The 16,211-nt window shown below is 61.0% G+C and carries 14 protein-coding genes and 1 pseudogene; 6 read left to right on the top strand and 9 right to left on the bottom strand.

What is annotated here, in order from left to right; all coding sequences use genetic code 11:
- Window positions 1-66: 66 nt before the first annotated feature.
- From FJ946_RS30145 to FJ946_RS30135, 3 genes are all read right to left on the bottom strand, one after another.
- On the bottom strand, window positions 67-1,161 hold the full coding sequence (locus FJ946_RS30145) for a LysR substrate-binding domain-containing protein (protein WP_224684691.1): 1,095 nt from the start codon (window positions 1,159-1,161) through the stop codon (window positions 67-69).
- A 48-nt stretch (window positions 1,162-1,209) separates the two neighbouring features.
- Window positions 1,210-2,748: an FAD-dependent oxidoreductase gene (locus FJ946_RS30140; protein WP_140567532.1), complete on the bottom strand. Its 1,539-nt coding sequence runs from the start codon at window positions 2,746-2,748 to the stop codon at window positions 1,210-1,212.
- Between the two features lie 202 nt (window positions 2,749-2,950).
- Window positions 2,951-3,802: a transporter substrate-binding domain-containing protein gene (locus tag FJ946_RS30135; RefSeq protein ID WP_140523240.1), complete on the bottom strand. Its 852-nt coding sequence runs from the start codon at window positions 3,800-3,802 to the stop codon at window positions 2,951-2,953.
- Window positions 3,803-3,957: 155 nt separating this feature from the next.
- Between FJ946_RS30135 and FJ946_RS30130 the strand changes: the two genes are divergently transcribed.
- The 5 genes and pseudogenes from FJ946_RS30130 (at window position 3,958) to FJ946_RS30110 (ending at window position 8,320) form a co-directional block, all read left to right on the top strand.
- The gene (locus FJ946_RS30130) at window positions 3,958-4,878 is read left to right on the top strand and encodes a LysR substrate-binding domain-containing protein (protein WP_181165427.1); all 921 of its coding nucleotides are present in this window, start codon (window positions 3,958-3,960) and stop codon (window positions 4,876-4,878) included.
- Between the two features lie 99 nt (window positions 4,879-4,977).
- Window positions 4,978-6,264, top strand: coding sequence for an FAD-dependent oxidoreductase (locus FJ946_RS30125; protein ID WP_140523245.1), 1,287 nt, complete (start codon window positions 4,978-4,980; stop codon window positions 6,262-6,264).
- Entirely contained in the window at window positions 6,168-6,752 is a 585-nt protein-coding gene (locus tag FJ946_RS31505; RefSeq protein ID WP_140567530.1) for a DUF1403 family protein, read from the top strand. Before FJ946_RS30125 ends, FJ946_RS31505 begins: the two co-directional genes overlap by 97 nt.
- Window positions 6,733-6,972, top strand: a pseudogene (locus FJ946_RS30115) (DDE-type integrase/transposase/recombinase); the annotation flags it as partial. The gene FJ946_RS31505 and the pseudogene FJ946_RS30115, both read left to right, overlap by 20 nt.
- Before the next feature lie 205 nt (window positions 6,973-7,177).
- Window positions 7,178-8,320: a GSU2403 family nucleotidyltransferase fold protein gene (locus FJ946_RS30110; RefSeq protein WP_140523249.1), complete on the top strand. Its 1,143-nt coding sequence runs from the start codon at window positions 7,178-7,180 to the stop codon at window positions 8,318-8,320.
- Window positions 8,321-8,764: 444 nt separating this feature from the next.
- Here the strand turns inward: FJ946_RS30110 and FJ946_RS30105 are convergent, their stop codons facing one another.
- The 6 genes from FJ946_RS30105 to FJ946_RS30080 all read right to left on the bottom strand — a co-directional run bounded on the left by FJ946_RS30105 (window position 8,765) and on the right by FJ946_RS30080 (window position 14,301).
- Entirely contained in the window at window positions 8,765-9,679 is a 915-nt protein-coding gene (locus FJ946_RS30105; protein ID WP_140523252.1) for a polysaccharide deacetylase family protein, read from the bottom strand.
- Between the two features lie 197 nt (window positions 9,680-9,876).
- A complete protein-coding gene (locus tag FJ946_RS30100; RefSeq protein ID WP_140523255.1) occupies window positions 9,877-10,635 on the bottom strand; it encodes an SDR family NAD(P)-dependent oxidoreductase in 759 nt (252 codons plus the stop codon).
- Between the two features lie 52 nt (window positions 10,636-10,687).
- Window positions 10,688-10,993: a hypothetical protein gene (locus FJ946_RS30095; protein ID WP_140567528.1), complete on the bottom strand. Its 306-nt coding sequence runs from the start codon at window positions 10,991-10,993 to the stop codon at window positions 10,688-10,690.
- A complete protein-coding gene (locus tag FJ946_RS30090) occupies window positions 10,990-12,159 on the bottom strand; it encodes a mandelate racemase/muconate lactonizing enzyme family protein (protein ID WP_140523261.1) in 1,170 nt (389 codons plus the stop codon). The genes FJ946_RS30095 and FJ946_RS30090 overlap by 4 nt, the downstream gene beginning before the upstream one ends.
- A gap of 8 nt (window positions 12,160-12,167) precedes the next feature.
- Entirely contained in the window at window positions 12,168-13,244 is a 1,077-nt protein-coding gene (locus FJ946_RS30085; protein ID WP_140523264.1) for a tartrate dehydrogenase, read from the bottom strand.
- Window positions 13,245-13,323: 79 nt separating this feature from the next.
- Window positions 13,324-14,301, bottom strand: a complete 978-nt coding sequence (locus FJ946_RS30080) for an asparaginase (RefSeq protein ID WP_140523267.1) — start codon at window positions 14,299-14,301, stop codon at window positions 13,324-13,326.
- Window positions 14,302-14,514: 213 nt separating this feature from the next.
- On the opposite strand from FJ946_RS30080, the gene FJ946_RS30075 reads away from it, so the two are divergent.
- The gene (locus tag FJ946_RS30075; protein WP_140560030.1) at window positions 14,515-16,176 is read left to right on the top strand and encodes an ABC transporter substrate-binding protein; all 1,662 of its coding nucleotides are present in this window, start codon (window positions 14,515-14,517) and stop codon (window positions 16,174-16,176) included.
- Window positions 16,177-16,211 lie beyond the last annotated feature (35 nt).

Below are 16,211 nucleotides of genomic sequence, written 5' to 3'. Positions count from 1 at the left end.
CGGCCTGTTTTCCTGGACGGTCGATCACGCCAATAAAGCGCTGATACCGAAATGTTCAAAATAGAATTATCGGCGATTGATATGCGTAGTGTGCATATCGTCCTGGTCCGGCAATTGTCTCAGGATCCGATCGCGCTTTTGCGCCATCAGCTCCAGCAGGGCATCGGCGGCGGGGTTGGGCCCGCGCGACTCCGGGCGCAGCAGGGCAACGTTAAACGGGATCTTCGGCGCGAAGGGGATCAGCCTGACCCGGTCGTCCAACTGCTCGACCGCGGTGTAGGGATCGATGATCGCAATACCGATCCCGTGCTTGACCATTTCATAGGCCGACACCGAAAAGGTCGTCTCATAGGCGGCATCCACCTTGACGCTACTGGACAGCAGCGCCTGATCGAGGAGATGCCGTGCCGAGACGAAGGAAGTCCAGGAAATGAATGGCCCCTGGCGCAGGTCGGCCGGGCCGAGCCGGCTGCGCCCGGCGAGCGGATGATCGCGCGGAACAGCCGCGATATAGGGCGCGTCACTGAAGACTTCGGTCCGGAACCCGGAGCGCTTGAACGGTGTTTCCGCCAGTCCGAAATCAATCTGCTGCGCGGCCGCCCATTCCTCGATCTTGACGGACATGCGCACGTTCAGCGTGACCTTGGTCTTCGGCCAGTTCTTCCTGAAATCGGCCAGCAGATGCGGCACGAAATTGATGCCCAGCGCCGGCATGACCGCAAGGCTGATCTCGCCGCCTTCCCCGCTTGCCAACCGTGCTGCGAAGCTGCTCAACGCGTCCAGCGAGACATAGGCTCGCTCGATCTCGTCGAGTAACAGGTGTGCCACGGTGGTCGGCGTGATCAGGCCCCTGCGGCGCTCGAAAAGCGAAACGCCAAGCTCGTATTCCAGCTTGTCGAGAAGCCGGCTGACGGCCGGCTGGCTGCGCCCCAGCAATTCGGCCGCGCCGCTGACGGTGCCGGTGAGCATGACGGCGCGAAATGCCGAGTAGTGCAGAAGGTTCAACGTACTTGTCATGGCGCACCGGTCTTCCCCGGACTCCCTGCAAAGCCATTCGTCCCGTAATCGCGATTCCCGCGATCGCGTACCGGCTGTGTAGCATCTATCCATCAGCAGGCTGTCATTATCTTTGACGGCTTCAAGGCGCGGACTGTCCTGCAAAGAGGGCATGAAACACTGCCTCTGGTGGCAGGTGGGCCCGATATTGGGTCAAGCGGGCGGATCAATGTGCAGCCGATGGGCGATAGCCTCCCGGGCGGAAGCAGCCTCCTGCCGCTTCCTCTGCGCCGACCATGAGCGCGCCTTGGCAAGCACCTCGGCTGCCAGGTCCACGTCTTCGCCAAGCGGGTCGTCGTTCCAGACGAGGCCGCTGCGGCGTACCAGCAGATCGTCGATGGTCTCGGCCTGCTCGCTCTCCACGCCCCGTTGCATGATCGAAAGCTTGTCCTCGCGTGAGCTGTTCCCGGTTTCGCGCGGAACGCTCCTGGAAGCGAAATCCGGCTGCTGGCTCGGCCGTGACGGTGCCAGTCCCTTGCCCAGTGCCGTCAATGCGAGCTGCCCTGCCGAGCGATGGCTCATGATCGGCCCTGCCGTCATGGCGAACAGGTTGGGCGCTCCTTCAGGACCGAAGTCATGCAGTTGCCGCGAACGTGCGCCCATGGGCTGCGCCGGATCGTAAGTGAGCGGCCGCACGCCCGCCCAGCCATAGAGAATGTCGGACCGCCTGATATCGAGCGTCGGCAGGAGATGATTGGCTTCGCCGAGCAGGAACTCGAAATCCTCCTCGGTCGGATGGATGTCGTCGGGATCGCCGTCATACAACGTTTCGGTCGGTCCGAAATAATGCAGGCCACGCCACGGGATACAGTACAGCCCCTCATTCAGCCGGTTGAGCGTTGCGATGCCGAAACGGCTGCATTCGGGCGGCAGGCGGACCACGATATGCACGCCCTTGGTGCCGGTGATGCGACGACCGATCCGCCCAGCCTCGACGCGCGCATTAATGCGGTCGATCCATATCCCGCCCATGTTGAAAACACTGCGCGCGACGACGTGAACGGGCCGGGCGGCAGCATCCAGCGTATCGCCGAGCTCCAGCTGCCACAGATCGCCCTGCTGCGCCGCATGGGTGACTTCGGTATAGTTGCGTACCGACGCACCCAGACGCTGCGCTTCCAGCACCGCATCCACCACCACCCGTTCGGGCCAGTCGAACTGGTATTCGTCGAACATGGCGACCGACTGGAGCGCCTGCTTGTCGCGCAGATGCTGGAGAAGCGGCATCTGCGCGACTTCTGCGCCCGATAACCGGCGGTAATTCAGCGGCACCTCGCGGCCGCCCAGGGATTTCAGGATGCGGAACGCCGCATCGATCTGCCACCCGCTATAAGGGCCTCCACGGTAGACGGGAAAGCAGAACCTCATGGAGCGTATACGGTCGGGCGTGTCGCGGACGAATTGCGCCCGTGACTGCATCGCCGCCCGGGCCATCCGGCACGCGGTCAGGAAGCGCTGCGGCTGGCGCACGAATTCCCAGACGGATTTTCCGGGCGCGAGATAACGCAGACCACAATGAAGGAGCCGCGAAGACCGTCCGCTGGCGCCGGCGGCGAAATCACTCTTGTCGACGAGCAGCACCGAATAGCCGGCAGCACTGAGGCAACGCGCTGTTTCGGCGCCGTTGATGCCGGCACCAACGATGGCGACGTCGAAGACTGATCCGGAAAGTTCATCGAGTGAAAGGCGCATGATATCCCTGCTTGTTTGCAACTATGGATCCGCTTGGCGCAGGCGCCCGCGCCGGGCCGATCGAACCAAGAGTTGAAAAAAATCGACCGGAGGACCGCGTCCACCGGTCTCAAAATGGAGCTTTTCCGTCTCCGGCCGGCGGCTCGACAAAGGCTGTCTGTCGACCGCCAACCGGCCTGGCGGCGCGCCTGTCGCGTTGAGACTACTGGCTGTCCATTTTCGTGTTGTCAGCCTCAAGCAGCTTTTCGTGTTCGGCTTCGAACCACGGATCCGCGACCACTTTCCATTTCTCGGCAAGTTCGATGAGCTTGCCGGAGGCATGCCAGCCATGGCTCATGCCGGTCATGAATTTTCCCCAGATGCCGTCGCGCTCCTCCAGTGGAACGCCTGCCGCCCAATAGCTGTGATAACGGGATTTCAGGGGCATTTCGTAACCATCCCAGCCTTCGGTTCTCAACGACTGCTGGATCGCCGTATCGTCCGACAGCCACGCTGCGCATTTGCCGCTGCGCAGGGCCTGTTTGGTTTCCGTATTGCCGGAAAAGGAAATGATCTTGGCGTCATAGGCCTGAGCGATCACGGTATTGTAGAAAAGGCCTTGCTTGGCGCAAAGCGGCTTGCCGCTGAGATCCTCCCAACTCTTGATCAGTCCGGCCTTGGCCATGACATTGGCGCCCGATACCCAATAGGCTGGCTGCACCATCCCGACGACCTTGCGTCGCTCCGGCAGGTCGGACATCGCCCCGAGGATGAGGTCGATCCTTCCCTGCTGCAGGAGTTGCATGCGGTTGGCGGATTCGATCTGAACCAGTTCCAGCTTGACGCCCAGCTTTTCGGCGACATCCGCAGCGAGATCAGGCTCGATCCCGACGAGCCTGCCATCGGGGTCACGATAGGACCAGGGCGGATAGGCACCCTGCACTCCGACCCGCAGCGTGCCGCGTTCAAGGACTTCCTTGAAGCGATCATTGGCCGCGTCCGCCTTTGCGGCAACTCCCGCAAGGACCGCGCCAGCCACGACGGCGATCGACGTGAACTTCACCCATAAATCCATTGCCCAATCCTCCCATTGCAATTATTGGCGACAAATGTCGCGGTCCGGCGATTGGTCACCGCCTCATCAATCGGACTTCGCGCCGATCCCATTGTCAAATAAGGGGAATTATGGACGCTATGCAGTTCCGTTATAGGCTGCAAAGGAGAGGCGGCTTGAACATCAGGCAACTCGAAGCCTTCAAGGCAACGATGACTGCAAAGACCACCATCGGGGCCGCGGAGCTTCTCGGCGTTTCCCAGCCGGCCGTAAGCCGGCTTCTGGGTCAATTGGAAACATCTTTGTCAGTGACCCTGTTCGACCGGTCCGGCGGGCACCTCAATCCCACGCCGGAAGCCCTCCTGCTGCATGAGGAGGTTCTTCGTGCCTTCGTGTCGATCGACAAAATCCGCGAGATCGCCCGCGAAATGCAGGTCGCCAATTCCGGGATGGTCTCGGCGGCGTCGCTGCCGATGCTGGCAATGGACTTCATGCCTTCGGCGATCGCCCGCTTCACGGCAAGCCGGCCGGAGAGCCGCATTTCGCTGCGTATCCAGATGTCGCCGCGCATAGAAGAACTCGTCGCCAGCCAGCTTGTGGATGTCGGCATCGCCGAATATCCCTTCGACCGCTCCGGCATCGAAATCGAGGAATTCTGCTCCGCGCATTATCTGATGGCGGTTCCAAGCCATCATCGGCTGGCGCAGAAGGCACGGCTGACGCCGGAAGATTTACGCGACGAACGCTATATCTCCATCACCCACAATCATCTGGGGAGGCAACTCGCCGACCAGATTTTCGACCGCTACGGCGTTAAGCGCCGCATTGTCCTTGAAGCCCAGCTTTTTAGCACCATCGCCAACATGGTGGCCAAGGGGCTGGGAATCGGATTGATCGACCCCTTCACGGCGTTCGATTTTCGCGAGCATCCGGGAGTGCGCTCCATTCCCTTCGAGCCCGCGGTCAGCCTGCGTCTCGGCATGCTTTATCCGACACACCGTTCCCCCTCGCGCGTCGCGCGCGAATTCATTTCCAGCCTCAAGGCATCGCGCCGCGATGTCCTGCGTCAGATCGACGATATCTTCCACCGCAATTGAAGCCGGGCGCGCATCTATGCCGATCCGGCATAGCCCTATGCCACGCGCGGCTGCCTTCTCCTGTTATTGTCGCGGCGAAGGATCGGGCAAGGAACATAGATGGGCACCTTTCAAACGGACGTGGCCATTGTCGGTGGAGGAATTGTCGGCTGCTCGACCGCTCTTTCCCTAGCCCGCAAAGGGAGGTCGGTAACAATCTTCGAGCGCGGCAAGATCGCTTCCGAACAATCCAGCCGTGCCTGGGGTTTCATCCGCCGGCAAGGACGGCATGAAGCCGAGCTGCCGCTCGCGGTCGAAGCCTTGGAACTGTGGGCGGACTTGACCTCGAGATACGGCACACAGGCGACGCAGTTCACCCGCAGCGGAATCCTGGTCCCCGCGGAAACCGCTGCCGATGAGGATCGGATCCGCAGCGGCCACGATATTGCGCGCAGCTTCGGCCTTTCGACGCGCCTGCTGGATGCCGCGGACGTTCGTCAGACAATCCCCGAATTGGCTGGGCAATGGCGCGGCGGACTTTTCACCGCCGACGACGCCCATGCCGATCCGGCTCTTTCGACCCGGACCATCGCGGCTGCGGCACGCGAAGCCGGAGTCACTATCCTGGAAGATACACCGGTTTTCCGGCTCGACCTCGACAGGCAGGACAGACCGAGGCTCCTGGCGTCTAACGGGATCTTCGAAGCAAAAACCGTCGTTTTGGCAAACGGCATCGGCGCACCGGTGCTGGCCGCTTCGGCCGGCCTGCACCTGCCTATCCAGATCGTCAAATCCTCCGTCGGCCGCACCCGGAAGGCAGCACCCTTCACCCGCATCGCGATGTGGGGTCCCCGCGTTGCATTCCGCCCCTCTATGGGCGGCGATTTCATTATCGGTAACGGCTATCGCGGCATGGGAGTCGATTACGAAATCACCGTCGACTCATTTCGCTGCATGCGCCATTTCATACCCGCCTATCGCAACAACTGGCGTCAACTGCACCTCAGCATCGGAGCCGATTTCCGTCATCAATTAGCCGCGCGCTTCAGCCGCCGCAATGCCGTGCAGGCGCTGCCGGAGCCGAAGCCCAATATGCGCAAGGTGATGGCCAACCTTGCTGGCTTCCGGCAGATCTTTCCGCATCTGAATACGATCGAACTGCAGAACGCCTGGGCCGGCAGGCTGGATATCACGCCCGACGTCATTCCAATCATCGATCGGCCCAAGCCAGAGCTCGAACTCTTCGTGGCGGCCGGCTTCAGCGGCCACGGCTTTGCGCTTGGACCTTCCATCGGCAAACAACTCGGCGAATGGGTCACACAGGGCAGCCCCTCGATCAATCTTTCCGCCTTTGCTCTTTCCCGGTTCGAAAAGGGCATCGTTCACAAAGCGCAACAGGCGCTTTGAGATCGTGTTCGTTCACGCGGCCTCGCCTTAGACTTAACGGCGGAGCCGGGCTTGACGGACTTGTCAGACAGGCCGGAGCCGAGCTCACCGCGATAGGAAGCGCGGCCGGCAGCATGCGGCTCGCCGGCTGCGCCGAGGACGCCCTGCGCGACCCCTGGTACCTGCGCCCGGCCGGCGCCGATCCCGGCCCCGCCGGCGCGGTTCTTGGCGCCTGGCGGCAGCTGTCCGTGCAGCCGCCCGCTGGCAGCGCCGACCGACTCGAAAAGATCGTCGACCAGCTCGGGCTCCATTGCCACCGCGCGGCGCTCGCCGACCTTTGCACGGAGATCGAAAAACTGGCGGGATCGCAGCGGCCGGTGCCGTTCGCTGCAACGGCAATCGCCGCCCGCGTCGCCGCGATTCGGCCCGACCCCGAGCTTTTGGCCTGGTGGCTTGCCGACCTGGTGCTGGCAGCACCAGCCCACCCTGGAGGCTGTCGTTTCCTGTGACAACTCAAATCGCTTGCAGTATCGTTCCCGGCGTCGGCTGAAGCCGATCCGGACCCGCAAGAGTAAATACCTGAGTAACCGGATCGAACAGGACCATCGGCGCATCAAGCGCCGCATCGGGTCAATGCTCGGCTTCAAATCACCGGGATCAGCCGCGATCATCCTAAACGGCATCAAAATGGTTCACATGATCAGCGGCGGTCACGCGGTGCCTGATTGATCGGCGCGGCTCCAGCATCGTTGGCGGTAGCATTGGCCAAAGCCGGGCGCATCGATCGCCATGTGTGGCATGACGGGTCTGCGTGAACCCTGGATGATGCGGCGGCGTTATAAGATTTCTGCAACTGTCTTATAACCACCGCTTGCGTCGCTTGAGTTCATCCTGTTATAAGAGAAACTCATTTTTCTTATAACGGAGCCGGCGCATGAAGACGGTCGATCTCGTTTATCGCACGATGTATGCGGAACTCGTTCAGCGCTGCCTTGGTGCATCGTTCGAAACCGACTTCTCAACGGCGGGAAATTTCGTTCGGGTTCCGGTGAAGGGGCGGGATTATTGGTATTTTGAGGAGACCCAACCCAAGAAGACGCGGAAGTATGTCGGCCCGTCCGATGATCCCGAGATCGCGAAACGCGTTGCAGCCTTCCAAGAGATCAAGGAAGACCTCCGCGGGCGACGGAAACTCGTCTCCACGCTGACTCGCCAAGCAGGGCTGACTGCACCGGACCGGTTCACTGGCGATGTCGTTGGAGCAATGGGAGCAGCAGGAATCTTCCGCCTGAGAGGCGTGCTCGTCGGTACGGTTGCCTTCCAGACGTATGCGGGACATCTCGGCGTGAGATTGCCCGGTGCCTCATTGCAAACCGGCGATGCCGATTTCGCGCAGCACTACTCGATCTCCTCGTCAGTCGACGACAGCCGGCCGCCGATCTTGGAAATCTTGAGAGAGATTGACCCGACCTTCAGGGAGATCCCGCACAGATCGGATCCCGCACACGCGACGCAATTCGAGAATGCAACGAGATACAAGGTCGAATTCCTCACGCCGAACCGGGGATCCGATCACTACACCGACCATGCCACTCCGATGCCAGCACTGGGCAGAGCTTCGGCGCAGCCCTTGCGTTTCCTTGATTTCCTCATCCACGAGCCCATCCGGACCGTGATGCTGCATCGGTCAGGGGTGCCTGTAACCGTGCCGTCGCCGGAACGCTATGCAGTTCACAAGCTCATCGTCGCCTCTCGCAGGCAATCAGATGCAAACGGCGTCGCCAAGCGCGAAAAGGACGTCTATCAGGCCAGCCTCCTTATCGAGGCACTGGAGGCCACCCGTCGCCAGGACGACCTTGCAACAGCGCTCGCGGAAGCGTGGGGCAGGGGGCAGCACTGGCGCGAGGCGATGCTGAAGGGGCTGAGCCTGATGCCGCCGAAGAAACGACAGGAAGTTGAGGAGACAGTCAGAAAGGCCCTTGTCGAGATCGGCGAGGAGTTGGACGGCTTCAACTCGGCCGTGAAGTCGTCGCCAGAAAAAAGTGCGACCCGAAAGCCGCCCTGTCGCTTGGACTGAGGAATATCCTCGTTGATCAGGATCGCGTACGAGGGAATATACCGTAGCTGAGGTCTGTTCGCCGTGTTCGTCTAAAACAAGGCACTAAGGAACTATAAGCTGGATTGCCTCGGGCGATCGCTTGCCTACCTGGCCAATACGGTAAAGAACCCTGCCTGACCAGCCGGAAAAGTGCGTAGATCGCACCACGACCGCAGCGGCCGTATGGTGGTTTTGCGTCTTCACCACGCTGGCGAGTTGGAGCGCGACCTGACCCGTGAATGCGCCAGCTGGTCTTCCTACCGCCAGAGCACGCGGCCGCAAAGGCGGACGGAAATTCGCGCTCACCAAAGCGCGGATACGCCTCGCCCAAGCTGCCACGGGCCCGCCAGTTCCGCAATAGCATTCCGAACAGCCCGATCGACGAGAATGCTGCGCTTCGGTGGAGACGAGCGTTTGCTTTTTTCAACCCATAGCCGTGCCAGACAGCTCTACCGACCCTGCGGGGAGCCGCGCAAAAGTGTACCAATTATAGATCTGCTCGCCCGTCCAGAATGCCACGTCGCGATGAGAGGAGATATAATCCAGCAATTCCTCCAGATAGCCAATCCGATGCGGAACACCGCTAAGATAAGGATGGACGCTGATGGACATGATCCGGGGCGAGGTCGCGCTCTCCCGATACAGCCGGTCGAACTGGCGCTTGCCGCGCTCGAGCAGTTCCGCCGACGAGTGCTGCGCCACAGCCATTATTGCGACATCGTTAATCTCCACCGTATAGGGGAGTGTCACCAGCCGGCCGGCCGTCGTCTTCAGTTCGCAAGGCAGGTCGTCCATTACCCAATCGGCGACGTACCGAATTCCTTCTTCAGCGAGGATGTCGGCGGTGTCCGAGGTCTCCGTAAGCCCTGGGCTTTCCCATCCCACCGGCGGCTTACCGGAAATCTTGGACAGCGCGCCGATTGTGCGCCGAATTGCAACGCGCTGGTCTTCGAGGTTGTGCATCGGCCCTTGGAGCCAACCGTGACCCATCAGTTCCCATCCGGCGTCGTGCGCGGCATGCGCGATCCTGGGATAGACCTCGCACACTGATCCATTGATGGCCAACGTCGGAACAATTGTTCGGGATGTCAGGCTCTCGTGGATGCGCCAGAAGCCGACCCGCATGCCGTATTCGTGCCACGACCAATTCGGAATATCGGGTAGCATCGGCATGCCCATCGGCGGCGGCAAGACGGTGCGCGGCATCGGCCGCCTCGCGTCCCAATGTTCGACATTGACGATCAGCCACACCGGCATCCTGACGCCGTCAGGCAATTTCAGCGGCTGTCTATCGACGATGGCCTGGTAGTCTATTCGTTCGCGAGGGCTCAGCGGCATGCGACGGTCCTAAGGGCTTGGAACGCACTTGGATTGATCAGCTTCATAGGGTGACTCGCCGTCAACCCAGTCGCACCACCAGTGGGCCGATACGTATAGACCTCCACCACGCCGCCGCCAAGCGGATGCAACGTGGGGCGCCTTGGCTTGGCACAAAGGACGACCAGTTGCACAAGCAAGCAGACGCATGATGATGTTTAGCCTTGTTTGATCGTCAGCCCGCCGTCTACCAGCAAAGTCTGGCCCGTCACGTATCGCGCTGCGTCGGAAGCCAGAAACAGGATTACATCCGCCACCTCGTCGGGTTCGCCGATGCGACGCAATGGAATGGAAGGAGCCTGAGCCACCAGCCGCGCTTCACCCATCGAGTGCTCCTCGGAGAGGGATTGTGCCGTGCGGATGAAACCGGGCGCGACGCCGTTGACCCGGATCCCGTCGCCGCCCAACTCGGCGGCCAAGCCTCGCACCAAACCCAGAACGCCGGCTTTGGCGGCGGAATAATGGACATGCTCGGCCCAGCCATAGCTCATGCCTGAAATCGACGATACCGCCACGATGGCGCCTTTGCGACGCTCTCGCATGCGCGGCGTGGCAGCGCGTGCCATCCGGAACACGCCTTTTAGGTCAATGTCGACTGTGATGTCCCACTTGGCATCGCTCATCTGCGCCAGCGGCACCTTGTGGGCGATACCCGCATTGGCCACCACGACGTCCACGCCGCCATACTGCTTGTCGATTTCCCCCACGACGTCGTCGACCTGATCCGATCTGGTCACATCGAGTTTGCGGAAATAAGCATCCCCGCCGCCCGCCTTGATCTCTTCGGCCACCTGCTTGCCTTCGGTCTCGAGAATGTCGGTCACGCAGATTCTGTAGCCAACCCTGGCGAAAGCGAGGGCCGTGGCGCGGCCAATGCCGATGCCGGCGCCGCTGATGATTACGGTAGGCTTGGTCATGACGATCTCCCGGACACTGCGTGGTTCGATGCGATTGTGGACATGAGGCGCATCACTCGATGACGCCGATCTTGCCGTGTTCCAGCGAAAGAAACACCGCAAGGATGAGAATTAGGCCGGTGATGATCTTCTGCTTCTCGCACGAGATGCCGAGAATGATCAGGCCATTGCTCCGCATGGCCATTATGAGGGCCGATATCACACTGAGTTCGAAGGAGGTTGCGGTTGTCGGCGTCGCCGCACCCAATCTTGCGGCGACGACGCGCGAAGTCACCGAAGCAGTCTGCAACGCTATAGGCGGGTGCAACGTCCTGACAGGCTGAAAACTGTCGTTCGGCACGGCCGGCGTCTCGCTCACGGCTGGTGCAATTGTCGGAACAGCTTGAACAGTTCGGCTTTCTTCTCGAAGCCGACACCGGGAACATCGGGTAGCCCGACATAGCCATCTTCGACCGCGATGTCGTCGGCGAAGCCGCCAAAGGGCTGGAAAACGTCGGGATAGGATTCGTTGCCGCCCAGATGCAGCCCTGCGGCAATGTTGAGCGACATCTGGTGTCCACCATGCGGCACCACGCGTCGTGACGACCAGCCAAGCGCCTTCATCACCTCCAGCGTGCGCAGGTATTCCACCAGGCCATAGGAGAGGGCACAGTCGAACTGAAGATAGTCGCGGTCGGGCCGCATGCCGCCGTAGCGCAAGAGGTTGCGCGCATCCTGGTGCGAGAACAGGTTCTCGCCTGTCGCCATCGGCCCACCGTAGTGGTTCGCCAGTTCCGTCTGCAACGCATAGTCCAGCGGATCGCCGGCCTCCTCGTACCAGAACAGGCCGTATGGCTGCATCGCCTTGGCATAGGCGACGGCGGTCTTCAGGTCGAAGCGTCCGTTGGCATCGACAGCCAGATACTGGCCCCCACCGACCACCTCCAGCACGGCCTCGATGCGGCGCAGATCCTCATCCAGGGGCGCCGCGCCGATCTTCATCTTCACGACCTTGTAGCCGCGGTCGAGATAGCCCCGCATCTCCGCCTGAAGCTTCGAGTGATCCTTGCCGGGATAATAGTAGCCGCCTGCCGCGTAGACCCAAACTTTCTCGTCCGCCACGCCCGCCCGGTAACGGTCCGCCAGCAGGCGCCACAGCGGGACGCCGGCGACCTTGGCGACGGCATCCCAGACGGCCATGTCGATGGTGCCCACCGCCACGGACCGTTCGCCGTGGCCTCCGGGCTTCTCGTTGGTCATCAGCGTCTTCCAGATGGCGAACGGGTCAAGGTTGTCGTTCTCATGGTCGATCAGTGTTTCGGGATCGGCCTCGAGGACGCGCGCGAGGAAACGGTCGCGCATCAGCGCGCCCTGCCCGTAGCGGCCATTCGAGTTGAAGCCGTAGCCAACCACCGGCTTGCCATCACGCACCACGTCGGTGATCACGGCGACGGCCGAGCAAGTCATCTTCGAAAAGTCGATATAGGCGTTGGCGATGGGGGAGGCGATCGAGACGGTCTTTTCCCTGATGTCGACGATGCGCATGCTTGGTCCTATCCTTCGAGTGCCTCCGCCACCGCCTTGCCGCAGGTGACGGTATCGGCCTTGCCCCCGAGATCACCGGTGCGGGTGGCTTCGCTCTTCAGCGTGGCTTCGATGGCTTCCACGATCGCGCGGCCAGCCTCCTCGTGACCAAGATGGTCGAGCATCATGGCGGCCGTCCAGATCTGTCCGATCGGATTGGCGATGCCTTTCCCGGCGATGTCCGGAGCCGAGCCGTGTACCGGCTCGAATAGCGACGGAAAGCGGCGTTCCGGGTTGATGTTGGCCGACGGGGCGATGCCGATCGTGCCGGTGCAGGCGGGTCCGAGATCCGAGAGAATGTCGCCGAACAGGTTCGATGCCACCACAACGTCGAAACGGTTCGGATTGAGCACGAAATGGGCTGCCAGAATATCGATGTGGTACTTGTCCCAAGAGACATCCGGGTATTGGGCGGCCATCGCCTCGACGCGCTCGTCCCAATACGGCATGGTGATCGAGATGCCGTTGGATTTGGTGGCCGATGTGAGGTGCTTGCGCGGACGCTTCTGCGCCAGATCGAACGCATAACGCAGGATGCGATCGACGCCGACGCGCGACATCACGGTTTCCTGGATGACGATCTCGCGCTCCGTGCCCGGATACATCCGGCCGCCGATAGATGAATATTCGCCCTCGGTGTTCTCGCGCACGACGTAGAAATCAATATCGCCGGGCTTGCGGTTGGCGAGCGGCGAGGGCACGCCCGGCATCAACCGGACGGGGCGCAGGTTGACGTATTGGTCGAACTCGCGGCGAAACTGCAGCAGCGATCCCCAAAGCGAGATATGGTCGGGAACCATGGCCGGCCAGCCCACCGCGCCGAAGAAGATGGCATCATGGTTTCCGATCCGGGACTTCCAGTCCTCCGGCATCATGCGGCCATGCCTGGCATGGTAATCGCACGACGCAAAGTCGAAATGGTCGAGCTGTAGGTCGATGCCGAAGCGCCTTGCCGCCACTTCCAGTACACGAAGTCCCTCGGGGACGACCTCCTTGCCGATCCCGTCACCGGGAATGACCGCGATCCTGTGCTTCTTTGCTGACATCATGGTTCCTCGGCTGCAGGAATGGGACGGCGGCGATGGACGGCCGCCTTACGGAAATCAGGCGGTGGAAGAGCGGGCATCAGCCGCCGAAATATTCGATCTCCTGGCGCAGGCGTTCGCCCTCGATGCCCATGCCGAGCAGGACGGCCACGAGCACTCGTGCTTTCTGGCCGCTCAAGTCGCCGGCAAAGATCACGCCCCCGTCGGAGAGTGTCTTGCCGCCGCCATTGCCATAAATCGGCTTGACCCGGCCGCGCTGGCAACGACTGGTCATGATGACGGGAGTACCATTGGCGACAAGCGACGTCGCGGCGGCAGTGACGGCGGGCGTCGCGTTACCCCGCCCGAAACCCTCCAGAATGATGGCCTTGGCACCATCCTGGGCGGCGAAGCGGATGTAGCGGTCACCGATCCCCATGACCAGCTTGATAAGATCGACATCAGCGACAATGCCTTTTGCGTCGTAGGTGCGGCGCAGGACCGGCTTGCGGTGCAATACGATGCGGTCGCCGTCCACTTCCCCGAGCTTGCCGTGCTCGTAGGAGATGAAGGTATCGGTGCGTGAACTGTGCGACTTGCTCACGTCACGCGCAGCATGGAATTCCTGCTCGAAGCAGATCATCGCGCCCAGGCCCCGCGCAGTTTCGGACGCGGCTAGCCGGATGGCATCCGTGAGGTTGCGTGGGCCGTCGGGGTTCGCCTCATCGGCCGCGTGCTGTGCGCCGGTGAACACTATCGGCTTGTTAGTCGCGACAAGGAGATCAGCCAAAAAGGCGCTTTCCTCCATCGTATCGGTCCCGTGGGTCACCACGACCCCATCGAAGTCACCTTGAAGGTGGTGTGAAATCCGCTGGGCCAGTGCAAAGCCGAGCGGGAGGTCGATGGCATAGCTGCCGACGTTGCAGAACTCGTCGATGGCGATGTCAATGCCATCGAGCGGATCGTGCAGCATGGCGCGCAACTCCGATCCTGTGACGCTTGCGGTGACATGTCCGCTCTCGGCTTCCAGCTTGGATGCGATCGTCCCTCCTGTTGTCATCAGACAGATTTTTCGCATTTCGGTTCCTCGCTGCCGTACCCGACGTTGAATAATTTGGTCAGACCAAGAAATCAAGAAGCTATTTTTTTGTGCATGAAATGCACGAATTTTTCGCATTTTTTGTGATTGACGGTCAGGCCAATTTGTCCATTAATGTCAGTTACGCTCTTTGGTCTGTCCAAAAGCGGAAAGATAACGAAGCGTATTCGCGCAACCAATGGGGAACGAGAGATGGTTGATGATTTTACCAGAATTCGGTTGGCGCCCACGCGCCGTCAGTTCCTGAAAACGACTGCCGCCTTCGGCGGTGCCGCACTTGCTGCATCGACCGGCCGCTTGGGGGAAGCCTTCGCGCAGGACGCAAACAGTACGCTGGTGATCGCGGCGCCCGCGACGCCCCAGGGCCTCGACATCGAGTTCGACGTCAGCCTGGGCTCCATCGATTCCCTCGGTGCGCTCTACGAGTACATGCTTGGCTATGAGAAGATGGATGATCCCAATGCACCCGGCGTGCTGCGGGAGGATACCGGCGTCCATACCGACAAGCCGAACAACCTCGCCTTGCGCGGCCGGTTGGCGGAAAGCTGGGAAGTGGCCCCCGATGGCCGCAAGGCGACCTTCAAGCTACGCGAGGGTGTCGTCTCCAACTGGGGCAACAAGTTCACGTCCAAGGACGTAAAATGGACTTGGGACCGCAAGTTCAACCTCAAGGGGCAAGGCCTGTTCCAGACCGCGGTGCTCGGTCTCAAGACGCCTGACCAGATCAAGGTGGAAGGCGACTATGCGGTCTCCTTCAATCTCGAACAGCCAAATCCATTGCTTCTCAAGCAGCAGTGTAACCTCGCCAACCCGATCTACGACGCCACCAAATGCGCCGAAGCCGGTGGCTCCGACGACCCGTGGGCGGTCAATTTCCTCAAGAACGATAGTGCTGGCTTTGGCCCATATCGCCTTGCCCAGCTCGTGCGCGGTCAACAAGCCGTGTTCGAGGCGCGCGAAGACTACTGGGATGAAAAGCCCTTCATGAAGCGCGTCATCATGCGCGAAGTGCCGCAGTCGGCCAGTCGTTTCTCGCTGCTGCAGGGCGGCGCGGTCGACATCGCACAGTTCCTGCAGCCGCGCGAACTGGAGGCGCTGAAGAAGCAGCAGAACGTGGCGGTGGATGCCGTCAATTCGTCCTACATGATCTGGCTGGAGCTCAACTCCAAGATCGCTCCATTCGATAATGTCGACGTGCGCCGTGCCATCAACCTCGCTATCCCGCGCGACGAGATCATCCGCACCATCTACTACGGCTATGCCGACGAGCAGAAGGCGCCGATGCCCTATATCTACCCGATGGCGGATGAAAGCTTCTTCGCGTACGGCTATGATCTTGCCAAGGCCAAGGAGCTTCTTGACAAGGCAGGCGCCAAGAACCTGGCGACCACCTTGTCCTACAACGCCGGCGACCCGACGCAGGAGCCGATCGCATTGCTGATCCAGACCGCGCTAAAGCAGATCGGCGTGGAGCTGACGTTGGAGAAGCTGCCGGCCGGCGTGTTTTACGAGAACGTCACCAAGCGCGCCAAGCCGATGATCTTCTATCTGGATTCGCCGTGGACGCCGGATCCGGGCTACTCGACCTACCTCTACTTCAACTCCGAAAGCTACGTGAACTATTCCAATTATGACAACAAGAGCGTCGATCAGATGATCAAGGACGGTCTTGCCACGCTTGATGACAATGTGCGTAAGCAGAAATACTCGGAGGTGCAGAAGACGTTGATGGACGAAGCGCCCTGGGGCTTCATTGCTTATCCGAAATACACGCTGGCGCGTAAGGCGAACCTCAAGGGTTACACTTACTACACGTCCAATAATCTTCGGTTCCAGGATTTCAGCCGCGGCTGATGAGGTCTTGTCCCTGGAGGCTGCCGCCTCCGGGG

The organism is Mesorhizobium sp. B2-4-7, assembly GCF_006442685.1.
Classification (GTDB): Bacteria; Pseudomonadota; Alphaproteobacteria; order Rhizobiales; family Rhizobiaceae; genus Mesorhizobium.
Note: the sequence above shows the minus strand (reverse complement) of the source record. Positions and strands in the feature narration are given on the sequence as shown.

Bases quoted from the DNA above. Each gene is read 5' to 3' on its own strand.
- FJ946_RS30090 (WP_140523261.1), bottom strand. From the start codon at position 12,159: ATGCGCATCGTCGACATCAGGGAAAAGACCGTCTCGATCGCCTCCCCC.
- FJ946_RS30135 (WP_140523240.1), bottom strand. From the start codon at position 3,802: ATGGATTTATGGGTGAAGTTCACGTCGATCGCCGTCGTGGCTGGCGCG.
- FJ946_RS30075 (WP_140560030.1), top strand. From the start codon at position 14,515: ATGGTTGATGATTTTACCAGAATTCGGTTGGCGCCCACGCGCCGTCAG.
- FJ946_RS31505 (WP_140567530.1), top strand. From the start codon at position 6,168: ATGGGTCACACAGGGCAGCCCCTCGATCAATCTTTCCGCCTTTGCTCT.
- FJ946_RS30105 (WP_140523252.1), bottom strand. From the start codon at position 9,679: ATGCCGCTGAGCCCTCGCGAACGAATAGACTACCAGGCCATCGTCGAT.
- FJ946_RS30125 (WP_140523245.1), top strand. From the start codon at position 4,978: ATGGGCACCTTTCAAACGGACGTGGCCATTGTCGGTGGAGGAATTGTC.
- FJ946_RS30100 (WP_140523255.1), bottom strand. From the start codon at position 10,635: ATGACCAAGCCTACCGTAATCATCAGCGGCGCCGGCATCGGCATTGGC.
- FJ946_RS30080 (WP_140523267.1), bottom strand. From the start codon at position 14,301: ATGCGAAAAATCTGTCTGATGACAACAGGAGGGACGATCGCATCCAAG.
- FJ946_RS30085 (WP_140523264.1), bottom strand. From the start codon at position 13,244: ATGTCAGCAAAGAAGCACAGGATCGCGGTCATTCCCGGTGACGGGATC.
- FJ946_RS30110 (WP_140523249.1), top strand. From the start codon at position 7,178: ATGAAGACGGTCGATCTCGTTTATCGCACGATGTATGCGGAACTCGTT.
- FJ946_RS30140 (WP_140567532.1), bottom strand. From the start codon at position 2,748: ATGCGCCTTTCACTCGATGAACTTTCCGGATCAGTCTTCGACGTCGCC.